Origin of the sequence: Hoeflea sp. Naph1 (assembly GCF_046837775.1) — a bacterium.
GTDB lineage: Bacteria > Pseudomonadota > Alphaproteobacteria > Rhizobiales > Rhizobiaceae > Hoeflea.
In genome coordinates, this window is sequence record NZ_CP177286.1 from 1,558,579 (window position 1) to 1,573,505 (window position 14,927).

Genomic DNA, 14,927 nt, shown 5'->3' on the forward strand with positions numbered 1-14,927 from the left:
GGCGGGGATCAACTCCGGGGTGGACGCAACAGGTAGGTGACGAGCCAGATCGGCACGATCACCAGGGAGCCGAGCACGATGTTGGGGATGGCCCAGGTCGCGCCCTCCTGCAACAGCGCAAACACCCGCTCGGGCGTCAGTCCGATCTCTTCGAGCAATTCTGCCGCGGAGATGTTGAGAGCCGACAGCACCGCACCGGTGGCAAGCGAAGCCAACCCGATTTTGACGATTGCTGAAATCACCCGCAACATGGTGCGCCCCTATTTCCCCGCCAGCCGTGCCCTGCGCCCGCACGCCAGCCGATTTCGATTACAGCGCGGCATGGTCCGCCCAATTACAGTGCGCCGCCGCGCCGGATTGTCGCCAAATGTGCGATGGTGCGCAAGCATTGATCAATCGCATCGCCAGTTCACGGTTTGACCGGCGAAATTACCGGCTGCGGCCAGGAGCCGCCGACAAAGAACCTCAGTATATCGATGCCGGCGTCGACAGGGGCCGCAGCGGCATCTTCCGCCGGTGGTCGGGGGCCGAGAACTCCGGCAATGGCCAGGCTCGAACGTGAATAGGGAATCACGCCCGAGAGCGAAATCATCTGCTTGGGCCCAATCAGTTCGACAATCTTCAGATCCGCCTCGCCGTCAGCGATCATTGCTTCGAGATGGGCGGTCTCGAAGTCAAACCCGGTGCCTGCGCCAAGCTGGTCGAGATCGAAGAAGCGCTCGGTCTCAGCCAGTTCGCGAAATTTCTGGATGTTGAGCCCCGGCACCACGCCCTTGCCGACGGCCAGGTTGATCCGGCCGGTGAGATCGGTTAGCGCAGTGGCCCATGTCGGATAGGGCGACGTGACCTCGATATCCAGCGATCCGATGCCTCGTGGCAGCGGGCCAATCAGACCGATGGCGTCAAACAGCCGCCCGAAATCGGTGTCACGGGTTGATAATTGCACCTTGGCACCGCCGTCGACGCCTTTTTCTGACAATGCGATACGGCCGATCACACTGCCGCCAAAGGCGGTGGCGTCGCCGACATCGAAATAGGCACGGCCCTGGTCCACGCGCGCCGCAGCCGCCAGGTTGGACATCGCCACCGGACCGAAATTGGCCGATTGCGCCGACAGCCGCAGATCGAGGCCGATTTCACGCAGGAACCGCGTGTCGATGGTCGAAGCGATGTCCTCGCCGGCTTGCGGCAACGGCGTGAAGGCCTGCAGGAACGAGCCGATGTCGAGCGAATTGAAGGCAAGGGTGCCAACAATCAATGGCGGTGCGTCGTCGCGCAGTTCGACATCCAGCACGCCAATGCCGCGGTTCTTGTCAATCTCGATGATCAGGTCATCGAGCTTGGCCTTTTTCTGTTCGGTCGACAATTGTGCCGACAATTCCAGTGCGCCCAGCGCCTCTCCAGGCCGGATCGCGGTTCCCGACCATTCCAGCGTGCGGCGCACCGATGCGCTGGACAGGTCGAGCGCCCCGGCAACGAACAGGTCGCCGCCAAGGGTCGTCGTCCCCTTGAAATCGAAGTTCAGCGGCGCAGATGTGAGCTTGAGTTCCACCGGCGCCATGCGCTTGCCCAGCAGCAGCAGCGGTTTCGATGTAGAGCCGCTCAGCTTCACCTGTTCGCCGCGGAAGATCGCGGTGATGTCGGCGCGGGCGATTGCGGTGGGCGCGGTCCAGGAAAGTGAACCGTTGATGGCCGTCAGCTTGGTGGCTTCCGCGCCCGGGTCGCGAATCCATTTCAGGTTGCCATCGACGATCGTGATGGTGCCGAGCGCCGCTGATGCCGGGATCACGGCGTCAACCGGCGCGCTCTCGCCAGCTTGTTGTGCCTGGTAGCGGGCCACCTCAGCGGTGATGCCCTTGGCCAACTCGCCCGAGGGCGACGACCAGTTGGATGTCGCGCCGGGATACAATTCGACGTTAAAGGTCGGCCGGATCAGTCGGTATTCCGAAAAGCTCGGCGCTCCGAGAACCGCCGAGAACAGATTGAAATTGGCGACGATGCTTTCAGCCCGCAGGATCGGATCGCCGCCGGCAAAGGTCGAGGGCCTGATTTCGACATTGTCGAGCTTGATGGTCGGTGTCGGCCAGAATTCCAGTGACGGGGCGTCGCCCAGCGACACCGTGTGGCCAACCCAGGCGCTGATATCGCGCTCCAGCCGGTCGCGGACCAGACCGCTTGAAACCGCAAGCGGCAGGCTGGCGCCAATCGCCACAATTGCCACAAGCACCGCGATCGCGCCGCCAATCGCTATTCTTCGCAGTGGCCATTGCGCGATGTTGAAATTCAAAACCGGTACTCCTGACCCGTTGTTCTGATGTTCTGGTTAAAGCGTGGCGGGGGCGAATGCAATTGGCCAGTGCGTTTGCCATCAAGGGCTTGGCACGAAGCTGAACGGCAGTTTGCATCAGGCCACGCTGGTGCTACTAGATCGGGGACAAAACCAGCCGCATGATATCGCAGGAGCACAAGATGACAGAAGCGCCGTTGTGGACACCGGATCCCCAGCAACTCCAGGACAGCCCGTGGATGGCGTTTGCCGCTTTTGCTGGCGAGAGAGCCGGATTGTCGCTTGTTGATCCATTCGCCCTGCACGACTGGTCGATCACCGATCGCGACGGTTTCTGGTCGGCGTTGTGGGATTTTTGCGGCGTGCGCGGCACCAAGGGTGAACGAATCGTCGAAAATGGCGAGGCCATGCCCGGCGCCCGGTTTTTCCCTGACGCGCAACTGAATTTCGCCGAGAACCTGCTGGTGCGCAGCGGCACCGAGCCGGCGATGCTGTTTCGCGCCGAGGACAAGATCAGCAGGCAGATGAGCTGGGACGAACTCGCGGCGCTGGTCTCGAAGCTGCAGCAGGCATTTCGCGCCCATGGCGTCGGCAAGGGTGACCGGGTGGCGGCAATGATGCCGAACATGCCCGAAACCATCGCCTTCATGCTGGCGGCGGCGTCGATCGGGGCGATCTGGTCGTCCTGTTCGCCCGATTTCGGCGTTCGCGGCGTGCTCGACCGGTTTGGCCAGATCGAGCCCAAGCTGTTCATTTCCTGTGATGGCTACTGGTATAATGGCAAGCGCCAGCTAGTGACCGACAAGCTGGCCGAAATCGCCGCCGAGCTTGGCGCCGAAGCCACCGTGATCGTGCCTATGCTGGATGATGCCGAGGCGGTTGCAGCGGCTGTGCCCGGAGGGCAATCGCTTGCAGCCTTCATCGCCGATTATACGGCGGGGCCGGTGGTTTATGAGCAACTTCCATTCTCGCATCCGCTCTATATCCTGTTTTCATCCGGCACCACCGGCATCCCCAAATGCATCGTCCATTCGGCCGGTGGCACCCTGCTGCAGCATCTCAAGGAACACCGTCTGCATGGCGGCACCAATCCGGGCGAGCGGCTATTCTACTTCACCACCTGCGGCTGGATGATGTGGAACTGGCTGGCCTCGGGTCTGTCGGTCGGCGCAACCTTGTGTCTCTATGACGGCTCGCCGTTCTATCCCGATGGCAATGTGCTGTTTGATTATGCCGCCGACGAACGCTTTGCCATATTCGGCACGTCGGCCAAATTTATCGATGCTGTCCGCAAGGCCGGGCTGGAACCGATGAAGACCCACGATCTTTCCTCGCTGCGACTGATGACCTCGACTGGCTCGCCGCTGTCACCGGAGGGGTTCAATTTTGTCTATGAAGGCATCAAGCCCGATGTGCATCTGGCGTCGATTTCCGGCGGCACCGATATCGTCTCCTGCTTCGTGTTGGGGATTCCGGCGCTGCCGGTCTATCGCGGTGAGATCCAGGGGCCGGGACTGGGTATGGCCGTCGACGTCTGGGACGAGGACGGCAAGTCGATCACCGGTGAAAAGGGCGAACTGGTGTGCACCAAGCCGTTCCCGGCAATGCCAATCGGATTCTGGAACGACCCCGGTGACGAGAAATATCACGCCGCCTATTTCGCACGGTTCGACAATGTCTGGACCCATGGCGACTTCGCCGAATGGACTGCCCATCGCGGCATCATCATCCATGGCCGTTCCGATGCGACGCTCAATCCCGGCGGCGTGCGGATCGGCACGGCGGAGATCTACAATCAGGTCGAACAGATGGACGAAGTCGCGGAGGCGATCTGCATCGGTCAGGAATGGGACGATGATGTCCGCGTCGTCCTGTTCGTGCGGCTGGCCGCCGGCGTTGAGCTTGACGACGCGCTGCAGGCAAAGATCCGTGCCCGGATCAGAACAGGCGCGTCGCCCAGACATGTGCCGGCCAAGATCATTGCGGTGGCGGATATTCCGCGCACCAAGTCGGGCAAGATCACTGAACTGGCGGTTCGCGATATCGTTCACGACCGGCCGGTCAAGAACCAGGAGGCCTTGGCCAATCCCGAAGCACTGGAATTGTTTGCCGATCTTGCCGAATTACGGACCTGATCCGGGCAGGTCATGGTTAACAAATAGCTGTATTGGAATTTAACCAAGGCAAACGAAGTCTTATCGATTGGTTAAATTCTAAACAAATAGGTAAGGTCTCGGTAATAGTTTTCACGCATTAATCGTGTCAACCACAGGGCAGTTCCGCCCCACCGATGGTGGTCAGCACAGATTTGAAACTAACAAGGGGACCCGCGGCGGTCCCCTTTTTTTGTCTTTTGTTTCAATCAGCTAGTACGCGCTGCGGCGGGAACGAGATTGAAACCAGGGTTCCTTCTCCGGGCGCGGAGACGATATCGAACTGGGCCCGGTTGGCTTCCACCATGGCTTTGGTCAGGGGCAGGCCGAGCCCGGTGCCTTCGCCGCGCTGGCGCGGGCCGGGTCCGACCTGGCCGAATGGCTTCATCGCCTGCTCAAGCTCCTTGCGGTTCATGCCGATGCCGGTGTCGCGGATGCGAATGATGACATTGCCCGAGCTTTCATAGGACGTCGACACGACGATCTGGCCGCCCGATGGCGTGTAGCGAATTGCATTCGACAACAGGTTGAGCGCGATCTGCTTGATCGAGCGCTGGTCAGCGACGACATCGGGCACCGACACCGACAGGCTGGTGCGAATGATCACCCGCTGGCTGTTGGCCATCGGCTGCAGCAGTGAGACGCTTTCGGCCAGATGATCGTTGAGCGAAACGGCGACAAATTCCATGTCCACCTGGCCCGCTTCGATCTTGGAAATGTCGAGCAGGTCGTTGACGATGTCGAGCACGTGCTTGCCGGAATTGCCGATGTCGTGGGCGTATTCGAGATAGCGTGGGCTGCCGATCGGACCGAAACGCTCCTCCGCCATCATTTCCGAAAACCCGATGATGGCATTCAGCGGCGTGCGGATCTCGTGGCTGACGCGTGCCAGAAAATCGGATTTGTGCGAATTGGCTGTTTCGGCCGCGCGCTTGGCGGTGCGCAACTCGTCCTCGGTGCGTTTCCATTGGGTGATGTCGCGCAGCACTGCGCAATAACCGTTCGAACCCGTCAGCCGGCCGATCGTCATGAACAGCGGCAGGAACCCGCCTGCTGCCTCGCGGCCGATCACCTCGCGCCCGTCATTGAGGACGCTTGAAACCCCGTGGTCGGCCAGCCCATTGATATAATCCATCACGGCGCGCTGGCTTTCATGGGCAAACAGCATCGCGAAGGGCTGGGTGCGGGTTTCGTTCTCATCATAATTGAACAGGGCGCAGGCGGAACTGTTCATCGAGCGGATGGTGCCGTCATTGTTGAGAATGACAACGCCATCAGTGGCGGTCTCGAGTATTGAGCGCAGTTCCCGGGTTTCGATCTCGAGCGCGCTGGTCTGGCCCGCTTCTTCGGATTTCCGGGCGGTATCATCTTCAGGGGCTGTTTCTTCCGATGCGGCTTCCTCCGTGTCGGCGACCGCATGCAGCGGCGCAACCGGGGCTGCGGTGATGGTCTCGATCGGTGACAGTGCCAGCAGCAGTGCCTGGCCGTCGCCCCAATTGACCGACCGCAGCCGCGCAGTGACCATGCGTGTGCCGCCGTCGCCACGCCGGACGATCAGGCCGCCATCCTCGATTGTCGCTTCCTGCTGCTCGGGCCGGTCGAGCAGGTGCTCGAGACCACCGTCAGCGGCAAGCTCGGTGAGCGAGCCATAGCCCGTCAGTTCCAGAAACTCGGCGTTGGCATGAATCAACTGGTCGCCAGTGTGCACCAGCAGCGCCGTCGGGATGGCGTCCACCAGATGTGGATCAAGCCCCGACTGCATCACCTGGCGCGGCGGCAAGGCAAAGGCCGAAGGAAGCGGTGGCTCGACCGGTGTCGGCCAGACAACTTCCGGCGTCTCGTCCGGCTCGGAAACAGCGGCTGCCTCGGACGTGATGATATCTTCTTCCTGGGCCGCGCATTGTGGTGTGGGGTCTGCCTCGATCGGTGTTTGCTCGCCCATTGTTGCGGCGGTTGCCGGATCTGACTCCGGCGTCTCGTCGGTTGTCAGATCTGACATCGACGCAGCCGTTGCTTGCTCGGACGCCTCCGAATTCACGTGCTCAACGTCCGGTTCATCCGGACGGTCAAACGTGATGTCTATGTCGCCCGCGGCCGATTGTTCATCGGGGGCCGGTGACTGACGTTTTCCGAAAGATTGCTGATCAACTGATTGCTGCGATGTTGCCGCATCGTCGTCTGAAGCGGTGTGGGCTGCGTCAGCCTCAGCGCTGGCTGACGATGTTTCGCTCAGGCGCGCGCCGATTTCGCGGAACGCCGCCTGTTCGCCTGGCGACAGGCTTTCACGGGGTGCCCGGGGCCGTCGCGCTTCGAGGCTGATGATCTTGTCGCTGTCGCGTCGCATCTGGGTTTCGACCAGCCGGATCGCCGGCTGCTCGCCGCGGAACGGATCGTCGGTGCTCGCGCCGCTCTCGGTTAGGTCTTTGTCGGCGTCTTGCTGCTCATCGCCACTGCTGGCAACGTGGTCGCCATCGATGCCATCGAGCCGCGCCAGATCACCAAGATCCTGTTGCATGTCGAGGCTTTCGAGCATCGCCTCACCCTCATTCGACGGACTGTCGGCGTCGTTCCGGTTATCGGTCGGTGAGCCGGAAACCAGGGCCAGCCCCAGCGCTTCGGGGTCCTTCCGGGTTTCTCCGCTGCGAACAATGCCAAAGCCTCGAAACCCGTCAAAATGGCGGTCGCGTGTGTAGGTCGGCAGCGCCGCGAGATCCACCGGCGTGACCAGATCGGTACCCTGGATAGGCCAGAACACGGTTCTGCCCGACCAGGTGTCGCGGCGGTTGAGCAGATCGGTGATCACGTGGTCCGGATCCAGATTGAACACCCGTGCGAGGTCGGGAAACTTGCGGCCGATGATATCGGCGGCATTGGGGCCGACAGCAATGGCGAATTCGGGCGAAACTTCGCTGAAGGCACCATCGCGATCGATCTTCCAGACAAACCGCGCCGGCTTGCTGTTGGGGTCGAACGTGAAGTCGACCGCTGCATCAGCCTGCTTGCTCGGTGCAACGTGCGGAGCGGACGCGGTATGTGCCGGCTGCGGCTCGTCGACAGCAGCGGCAGGCTGATCGGTCGTTGTCTTTGGTTGCAACTCGCCGCGCTCCGTTGACACGGTCACCGGCGTGCCGGATTCCGGAGCGATGTCGTCGTCGGTCTGGTCCTGCGAATTGTCGGTTTCGGCGACCGTGGCGGTTGCGTCTTCTACAATCACCGGGGTCTCGAGTCCCCGGGCTTCGGTGAAGGGCAGGGCGAGGTCGTCTGCGTCAGCCGGCGCTTCCGTGCTCGCAGTGAGTTCCTCGTGGACCCGGTCCGCATCAAAGTTGTCGACCGGAACGGCGGCCGCTCCGGCATCCGCAGGTTCGCTGCCGGACGCCTCCGCGGCGACCGTGTCCTCGTCAGCCCCTGTCCCGCCAGTTTCGGTTTCGACAGTCTCGGGCTCCACAGGCTCAGGCTGCTGCAAGGCAGGTTCCGCCTCTGGTTCCGTGGGAGCGGTTTCGTCGATCTCCGACGGCTGCGCCCCGTCTTGCAGCCCGGACGTCAAGCCGGTCGCGCTCACCGGCGCTTCGATCATGTCCTCAGGCTGGTCTTCTTCCTGCGCTGGCTCGACCGCGAACAGAAGGTGCAGCAGCGGATCGTCCGCCAACCGGCCGATCGCCGCCGGCATCGACCCGTTGCGAGCCTCTATCATGCGCTTGACCAGACGGTCTTCCTCGCTGGCCACGTCGGCGATCATCCGGGTGATATCGGCATTCGCCAGGCCAATGTCGCCAAAGGTCCGCGACGCGGCGAGGATTCCACCCTCGGCGTCGAGCACGGCGACATGGGTGCCGGTGCCCTCAAACCCGCTGATGATCTGACGGGCCCGGGCGCCGGGTGCGAGCACCGTTCCGGTCTGGCTGCTCAACAGCAGTGCCTGCGCGCCATCGGGCAGCGTGATGTGCTCGAGCAGCGCCGGCGTCATTGCCCGCGAAAAACCTTTTGCCAGCCGCATCGTGAAATTCTGCGGCTTGCCGGTGCGCTGCAATCCGCTTACCGCACTTTCGATCTGCCGCCGGGTGACCGGCTGGCTGTCGATGCCCTCTTCGAGAACATCATAGATCGTGTCAAAACCGAACAGATGTGCCGCCGCGCCATTGGCCCACAATACTTCGCCAAGATCCGGGCTGAACACCGCAACGGCGCCGCCCCTGGCAAAACGGTCCCTGATTGCGGCGTGAACAGCAAGATCAATGAACGGGTAATGATGAGCCAGCATGGTTGGAATTCCAGTTTCGGCAGAGTTTAGCCGCCATATTGAGGCGGTTTAAGGGTTTATTAATAGCTTTGACGCCAGCGCCGGTCCAGCCAGAGGCGGTTGGCTGGCCCCGAATTGTCAAGAAACGGTTAACGTATGGTGCGTCGCACATTTATGTTGCACTGCACCATAAAGCTTGCTATAGATCTATTCAGATTGAAACGGGGCCACGAACGGTCCCCCTGATGCTTCAAGGAGAAGTGACATGGCGACCAAGAAAACCACAACCACTGCCGAAATGTTCCAGTTCCCGACTTTTGACATGGCGACGATGACTGACAGCTACCGCGAAATGGCCGACAAGTCGGTCAACCAGAGCAAGGAAGCTTACGCTAAGGTCAAGACCGTTGCCGAAGACGCAACCAAGGCAGTCGAATCGACGCTGGAAAATGCGCAGGCCGGCACTGTCGAACTGAGCCTCAAGGCAATCGACGCTGTTCGCGTCAACACGGAGCATTCGCTGTCGCACATGGAAGCCCTGCTTGGCGTCAAGTCGGTTGCCCAGATGCTTGAACTGCAGACCGGTTTCTTCCGCAAGCAGGCTGAATTGATGGCCGACCAGGCCAAGACCATGCAGGAAGCCGCCCGCAAGGTTGCCGAAGACGTGTCCGCACCGGTCAAGACCGTGTCGACCAAGGCCATGGACGAATTCAAGGCTGCCTGATTTCATCAGTTGCCAGACGATCAGAGGCCGGGCTTTGCGCCCGGCCTTTTGCTTTGTCGATTTCAACCATCTGAAAATGCCAAAACAGCGCCGACACCTCTTGCAAAAAACAGCCGACCGCCGTATGTGAGCGACAAGAAAGCGGCCTGGACCTGATCCTTGGACGCTGGTGTGCGGTTGTAGCTCAGTTGGTTAGAGCGCCGGATTGTGGATCCGGAGGTCGGTGGTTCGAGCCCACCCAATCGTACCATTTCTTTCTTCAAGCACATTGTCTGGAATGACGCCCGGCCGAGCAGCCTTGACCGGGCTTTCCGCATGGCCGGCGCTTACCCTCCCTTGAGCGCTTAAAACGCCTTGAAGGTCAGCATCGTCTGAGTGCGCTCGATGCCCGGAACGGTGTGGACCTGTTCGGCGATGAACCGGCCGATGTCGACGTCATCCTCGATGTAGAACTTGGCCATCAGATCGAACCTGCCGCTGACGGAGTAGATCTCCGACGCGATTTCGCGATTGGCGATCTCATCGGCCACCGCATAGGCTTGGCCGAGCTTGCATTGAAATTCCACGAAAAAACATTGCATCGAAAATCTCCCAGTTTGCGGCGGGCGCGGCCCCTGAAGCATCCTTGCACCTGGCCGAATGCCAGCGGCGCGTCATTTGTGTGGGATAGAACCCTTGCGGCCACATCTCGGTCCGCATCGGCTCCACCCTGTAACCACGTTGGAACCATGACCGCGCCAAGATCGCAAGGGGCATTCGATCGAGAAATACTTTAAGCTTAAAAAAATACTGGAATTCTGCGGGCCTGCTGATAAGGTTCTGCTGCAAGGCGGAGGCAGGCCGCCGTGAAAACAAGCTAAGATATCGACCGGAATGAAACAAGCGCCGGCGGTGTCGAATAACAACGGGAGGATCCACAATGAAAAAATCATTCGTAGCAATCGCGGCAGTGGCAGGCCTGATGGCAGGCGTGTCGGCAACGGTCGCCGAGCCGGTCAAGGTCGGCATGATCACCACTTTGTCGGGCGGCGGCGCGTCGCTGGGCATTGATGTGCGTGACGGCTTTCAGTTGGCGGTAAAGCAATCCGGCCACACCGATATCGATTTGATCATCGAAGACGACGGGCAGAAGCCGGATCTCGCGGTTCAGCTGTCCGACAAGCTTATCCAGTCCGACAAGGTCGACGTGATGACCGGCATCATCTGGTCCAACCTGGCCATGGCCGTGGTTCCGGGCGCCGTGGCGCAGGGCAAGATCTATCTGTCGCCGAATGCCGGTCCGTCCGCGCTTGCCGGCGCCGGCTGCAACGAGAATTACTTCAATATCGCCTGGCAGAATGACAATCTGCATGAAGGCATGGGCGCCTATGCAACCACGGCCGGTTTCAAGAAGAGCTTCATCCTGGCGCCGAACTATCCGGCCGGCAAGGATGCACTGACCGGGTTCAAGCGCTTCTTCAAGGGCGAAATTGCCAACGAGATCTACACCCAGCTCGGCCAGACCGACTATGCTGCCGAGATCGCTGAAATCCGGGCTTCGGGCGCAGACAGCGTCTTCTTCTTTCTGCCTGGCGGCATGGGCATTGCCTTCATGAAGCAATATGCCGGCGCCGGCGTGGAAATCCCGCTGCTCGGACCTGCCTTCTCGTTCGACCAGAACATCTTGCAGGCAGTGGGCGACGCAGCCCTCGGGGTCAAGAACACCTCGCAATGGTCCAAGGATCTCGACAACGAGACCAACAAGGCTTTTGTCGAAAGCTACACGGCTGAGTATGGCCGTCTGCCATCGCTCTATTCGAGCCAGGGCTTTGACACCGCCAACCTGCTGATCTCGGCCATGGATGCGGCCTCGATTTCCGACAAGGACGCTTTCCGCGCAGCGCTGAAGGCGGCCAATTTCAAGTCCACCCGCGGCGACTTCAAATTCGGCAACAACAACCACCCGATCCAGGACATCTATGTCCGCGAAGTGGTCAAGGAAGGCGATGTCTACACCAACAAGCTGGTTGGTGTAGCGCTTGAAGACCATGCCGACGCCTATGCCGTCGATTGCAAGATGTGATCATGCACCAGTGCCGGGCGGACCAAGTGGTTCCGCCCGGCCTGTCTTTCTTGCCCTGGTGTGAGCGCGGCCATCAATGAGTGTTGCCCTTTTTATCGAGCAGATCCTCAACGGACTGCAACTCGGCGTCATGCTGTTTCTGATGGCGGCCGGGCTGACCCTGATCTTCGGCGTCATGGGGCTGATCAACCTTGCCCACGGTTCGCTGTTCATGGTTGGTGGTTTCGTCTGCGCAGCGGTGGCGGCGTATACCGGTTCGTTCTGGCTCGGCCTGGTGGCCAGTCTGGTCGCAGCCGCAGCCCTTGGCGCGCTGGTCGAGATCGTGGTGATCCGCAGGCTCTATGACCGCGATCATCTCGATCAGGTGCTGGCCACCTTCGCCCTGGTGCTGATGTTTTCCGAAGGTGTGCGCTTTGTCTTCGGCTCGTTTCCGCTATATCTCGATCCGCCGGCAATGCTCTCGGGTCCGGTGATGCTGCCCGGCGGGTTGCCCTATCCCGCCTATCGCCTCGCGATCATTGTTGCCGGCCTGCTGGTGGCGATAGGTCTTGGCTTGCTGATCAGCCGCACCCGGCTTGGCACGCAGATCCGCGCCGGCGAAGCCGACCGCGAAATGATTGCAGCGCTGGGTGTCGATATTCGTTTTCTCTACACGGTGGTGTTCGCGCTCGGCGCAGGCCTTGCCGGTTTTGCGGGTGCGCTGATCGGCGCCATCCAGTCGGTCCAGGTCGGCATGGGCGAACCGGTGCTCATCCTCGCCTTTGTGGTCATCGTCATCGGCGGCATCGGCTCGATCCGTGGCGCGCTGGTCGCTGCCCTGATCGTCGGCCTGGTTGATACCATGGGGCGCTTCCTGCTGCCGACACTGCTTGCCACCGTGATGGAGGCTTCCGCCGCCCGCGGCGTGGGCGCCGCACTGGCCTCGATGCTGATCTACCTGCTGATGGCCGTCGTCCTGGTCTTCAAGCCAAAAGGGTTGTTTTCCGCCAATGCCTGAGCTGATCACCGAACGACGTCTCAACATCGTGCTGGCACTGATCCTGCTCATCGGACCACTGATTGCCTATTTTGCCGATGAACCATTCCTGGTGACGCTCGCCACCCGCGCCACCATTCTGGCGCTGGCCGGTGTTGGCCTCAACATTGCGCTCGGTCTGGGCGGGCTGGTCTCCTTCGGCCATGCCGCCTTTTTCGGTCTTGGCGGCTATGCGGTCGGCATTGTTGCCACCCACCACCAGAATTACGAGCCGCTGATGACCTCGCCGTTTGTCGTCAACGGCACCAACCAGATGCTGGTGCTGTGGCTGGTGGCGATGCTGGTGAGCGGCGTCGCCGCGCTGGTGATCGGCCTGCTCAGCCTGCGCACATCGGGCGTCTATTTCATCATGATCACGCTGGCGTTCGCGCAGATGATCTATTATTTCGCCATCTCCTGGCCTGCCTATGGTGGCGAGGATGGGCTGTCGATCTATGTCCGCAACAGTTTTCCCGGGATCAACACGCTCAGGCCGCTCGATTTCTTCCTGCTCTGCTACGCGGTGCTGATGGTGGTTCTGATCGCCCAGTGGCGGATGACCGGCGCACGCTTCGGCACCGCGCTGCAGGCGGTGCGCCAGAATGAAGGACGGGTCGCAGCCCTTGGGCTCTCGCCTTACGGGATCAAGCTTGCCGCCTTTGTCATCTCCGGCATGGTCACTGGGCTCGCCGGCGCGCTCTACGCCGATCTCAACCGCTTTGTCAGCCCCTCGATGTTGTCCTGGCACCAGTCCGGCGAAATCATGGTGTTCATCATTCTCGGCGGTGTCGCCCGGTTGTTCGGGCCGGTGGTTGGCGCCTGCCTGTTCGTGCTGTTCGAGCATGTGTTTGGCAGTTTCACCAGCCATTGGCAGTTCTTCCTCGGCGCGGCCTTGCTGGCGGTCGTGCTGTTTGCCCGTGGCGGCTTTATCGGCCTGCTGGCGGGGAGGGCGCGGCATGACTGATCCGGTTCTTTCGCTCTCCGGCCTCGATAAATCCTTCGGTGCGTTGAAGGTAACCGACAATGTCGATCTGGATCTCAGTCCCGGTGAAATCCACGCCCTGATCGGCCCCAACGGCGCCGGCAAGTCGAGCCTGATCAAGCTGGTGGCTGGGGAACTCAAGGCTGATGCCGGGTCGATCCGGTTTGGCGGCCGCGAGATCGGCGATCTCGGGCAGGCTGCGCGCGCCCGGCTCGGGCTGACACGCACCTTTCAGGTTTCCTCGCTGGTGCCAGAGTTTTCCGCACGCGGCAATGTGGCGCTGGCAGCACAGGCGCGGCGGCGCTCGGTGTTCGGCTTCGTGCGACCCGTTGCCAAGGACAGGGATCTGACCGGCGAGGCGATGGAAGCGCTGGAGCGCGTTGGCCTGGCCGACCGCGCCGGTGTCCGCGTCAGTGAACTCTCGCATGGCGAAAAGCGGCTCTTGGAGATCGCCATGGCGCTTGCCATGCGGCCGCGAATTTTCCTGATGGATGAACCCATGGCTGGCCTTGGCCAGGAAGGCTCGAACCGGCTGATCGGCTTTCTCGACAAGCTCCGCATCGAGGCCCCGATCCTGTTGATCGAACACGACATGGAGGCGGTGTTCCGGCTGGCTGACCGCATTTCGGTGCTGGTTGCCGGATCCATTATCGCCCGTGGGAATGCCGACGATATCCGCAATCATCCGGAAGTGCGCGCCGCCTATCTCGGGGAGGATGAAGCATGAGCCTGCTCCAGGTGCGCGACCTCGAAGCCTTTTACGGCGCTTCGCAGGCGCTGTTCGGCGTCGATCTCGATATCGCTGAAGGCGAGCTGGTGGCCCTGATGGGCCGCAACGGCATGGGCAAGACCACCACCGTTCGGGCGATCTCGCGAATGCTGCGCACGACCCGTGGCGAGATCCGGTTTGACGGGCAGGACCTCACGGTGCTGCCGTCGTTCCGCGCCGCCCGGCTCGGAATCGGATTGGCGCCGGAGGGCCGACGTTGTTTTGCAGGCCTGACAGTCTCTGAAAACCTGATGGCCTCGGCCCGTCCCGGCGCCTGGGACCAGCCCGCCGCCATCACCCTGTTCCCGCGGCTTGGCGAACGGCTGGGCCAGACGGCGGCAACGCTGTCGGGCGGCGAACAGCAGATGCTGGCGATTGCCAGGGCGCTGCTGACCAATCCGCGGTTGCTGATCCTCGATGAGGCAACTGAAGGGCTGGCCCCGGTGGTGCGTCAGGAAATCTGGGCGGCGATTGCCAAGCTGAAACAGGGTGGACAGTCGATCCTGGTCATCGACAAGGCGTTTTCCGAACTCCGCGCCGTGGCCGACCGCTGCGTCATCCTGGCCCGTGGCAAAAGCGTCTGGACCGGCACCCCGGTTGAGCTCACACGTGATATTGAAACAGAGATGCTCGGCGTCTGAAGCGTGGATCGAAAGCCGCGGGCGCGGTTTCAAACCGCATCTTAGATCCCGGTTACT

11 protein-coding genes and 1 tRNA gene are annotated in these 14,927 nt (G+C 61.4%); 8 read left to right on the forward strand and 4 right to left on the reverse strand.

Annotation, left to right across the window (positions count from 1 at the left end; all coding sequences use genetic code 11):
* Positions 1-8 precede the first annotated feature (8 nt).
* Together ACK6D9_RS07410 and ACK6D9_RS07415 are read right to left on the reverse strand one after the other, a co-directional pair.
* Positions 9-251, reverse strand: a complete 243-nt coding sequence (locus ACK6D9_RS07410) for a DUF6460 domain-containing protein (RefSeq protein ID WP_412051187.1) — start codon at positions 249-251, stop codon at positions 9-11.
* Positions 252-409: 158 nt separating this feature from the next.
* On the reverse strand, positions 410-2,287 hold the full coding sequence (locus ACK6D9_RS07415) for an AsmA-like C-terminal region-containing protein (protein ID WP_412051188.1): 1,878 nt from the start codon (positions 2,285-2,287) through the stop codon (positions 410-412).
* Positions 2,288-2,469: 182 nt separating this feature from the next.
* Between ACK6D9_RS07415 and ACK6D9_RS07420 the strand changes: the two genes are divergently transcribed.
* Positions 2,470-4,422, forward strand: a complete 1,953-nt coding sequence (locus tag ACK6D9_RS07420; RefSeq protein ID WP_412051189.1) for an acetoacetate--CoA ligase — start codon at positions 2,470-2,472, stop codon at positions 4,420-4,422.
* 223 nt (positions 4,423-4,645) lie between these two features.
* Here the strand turns inward: ACK6D9_RS07420 and ACK6D9_RS07425 are convergent, their stop codons facing one another.
* A complete protein-coding gene (locus ACK6D9_RS07425) occupies positions 4,646-8,698 on the reverse strand; it encodes an ATP-binding protein (protein ID WP_412051190.1) in 4,053 nt (1,350 codons plus the stop codon).
* Positions 8,699-8,942: 244 nt separating this feature from the next.
* On the opposite strand from ACK6D9_RS07425, the gene ACK6D9_RS07430 reads away from it, so the two are divergent.
* Positions 8,943-9,401: a phasin gene (locus tag ACK6D9_RS07430; protein WP_322988439.1), complete on the forward strand. Its 459-nt coding sequence runs from the start codon at positions 8,943-8,945 to the stop codon at positions 9,399-9,401.
* Between the two features lie 173 nt (positions 9,402-9,574).
* Positions 9,575-9,651: transfer RNA gene (locus ACK6D9_RS07435), tRNA-His, on the forward strand.
* 94 nt (positions 9,652-9,745) lie between these two features.
* On the opposite strand, the gene ACK6D9_RS07440 is transcribed toward ACK6D9_RS07435, so the two are convergent.
* A complete protein-coding gene (locus ACK6D9_RS07440; protein ID WP_267655436.1) occupies positions 9,746-9,982 on the reverse strand; it encodes an Lrp/AsnC ligand binding domain-containing protein in 237 nt (78 codons plus the stop codon).
* Between the two features lie 338 nt (positions 9,983-10,320).
* On the opposite strand from ACK6D9_RS07440, the gene ACK6D9_RS07445 reads away from it, so the two are divergent.
* The 5 genes from ACK6D9_RS07445 to ACK6D9_RS07465 all read left to right on the forward strand — a co-directional run bounded on the left by ACK6D9_RS07445 (position 10,321) and on the right by ACK6D9_RS07465 (position 14,870).
* Positions 10,321-11,463: an ABC transporter substrate-binding protein gene (locus ACK6D9_RS07445; protein ID WP_412051191.1), complete on the forward strand. Its 1,143-nt coding sequence runs from the start codon at positions 10,321-10,323 to the stop codon at positions 11,461-11,463.
* 76 nt (positions 11,464-11,539) lie between these two features.
* Positions 11,540-12,460 carry a branched-chain amino acid ABC transporter permease gene (locus tag ACK6D9_RS07450; RefSeq protein WP_412051192.1) on the forward strand — a complete coding sequence of 307 codons (921 nt, stop codon included), beginning with the start codon at positions 11,540-11,542 and terminating at the stop codon, positions 12,458-12,460.
* Positions 12,453-13,442 carry a branched-chain amino acid ABC transporter permease gene (locus ACK6D9_RS07455; protein WP_322988436.1) on the forward strand — a complete coding sequence of 330 codons (990 nt, stop codon included), beginning with the start codon at positions 12,453-12,455 and terminating at the stop codon, positions 13,440-13,442. Before ACK6D9_RS07450 ends, ACK6D9_RS07455 begins: the two co-directional genes overlap by 8 nt.
* The gene (locus tag ACK6D9_RS07460) at positions 13,435-14,187 is read left to right on the forward strand and encodes an ABC transporter ATP-binding protein (RefSeq protein WP_412051193.1); all 753 of its coding nucleotides are present in this window, start codon (positions 13,435-13,437) and stop codon (positions 14,185-14,187) included. The genes ACK6D9_RS07455 and ACK6D9_RS07460 overlap by 8 nt, the downstream gene beginning before the upstream one ends.
* Positions 14,184-14,870, forward strand: coding sequence for an ABC transporter ATP-binding protein (locus ACK6D9_RS07465; protein ID WP_412051194.1), 687 nt, complete (start codon positions 14,184-14,186; stop codon positions 14,868-14,870). Before ACK6D9_RS07460 ends, ACK6D9_RS07465 begins: the two co-directional genes overlap by 4 nt.
* Positions 14,871-14,927: the final 57 nt, after the last annotated feature.

Coding starts and splice junctions, on each gene's coding strand:
- ACK6D9_RS07410 (WP_412051187.1), bottom strand. CDS start 251: ATGTTGCGGGTGATTTCAGCAATCGTCAAAATCGGGTTGGCTTCGCTT.
- ACK6D9_RS07420 (WP_412051189.1), top strand. CDS start 2,470: ATGACAGAAGCGCCGTTGTGGACACCGGATCCCCAGCAACTCCAGGAC.
- ACK6D9_RS07425 (WP_412051190.1), bottom strand. CDS start 8,698: ATGCTGGCTCATCATTACCCGTTCATTGATCTTGCTGTTCACGCCGCA.
- ACK6D9_RS07430 (WP_322988439.1), top strand. CDS start 8,943: ATGGCGACCAAGAAAACCACAACCACTGCCGAAATGTTCCAGTTCCCG.
- ACK6D9_RS07440 (WP_267655436.1), bottom strand. CDS start 9,982: ATGCAATGTTTTTTCGTGGAATTTCAATGCAAGCTCGGCCAAGCCTAT.
- ACK6D9_RS07445 (WP_412051191.1), top strand. CDS start 10,321: ATGAAAAAATCATTCGTAGCAATCGCGGCAGTGGCAGGCCTGATGGCA.
- ACK6D9_RS07450 (WP_412051192.1), top strand. CDS start 11,540: ATGAGTGTTGCCCTTTTTATCGAGCAGATCCTCAACGGACTGCAACTC.
- ACK6D9_RS07455 (WP_322988436.1), top strand. CDS start 12,453: ATGCCTGAGCTGATCACCGAACGACGTCTCAACATCGTGCTGGCACTG.
- ACK6D9_RS07460 (WP_412051193.1), top strand. CDS start 13,435: ATGACTGATCCGGTTCTTTCGCTCTCCGGCCTCGATAAATCCTTCGGT.
- ACK6D9_RS07465 (WP_412051194.1), top strand. CDS start 14,184: ATGAGCCTGCTCCAGGTGCGCGACCTCGAAGCCTTTTACGGCGCTTCG.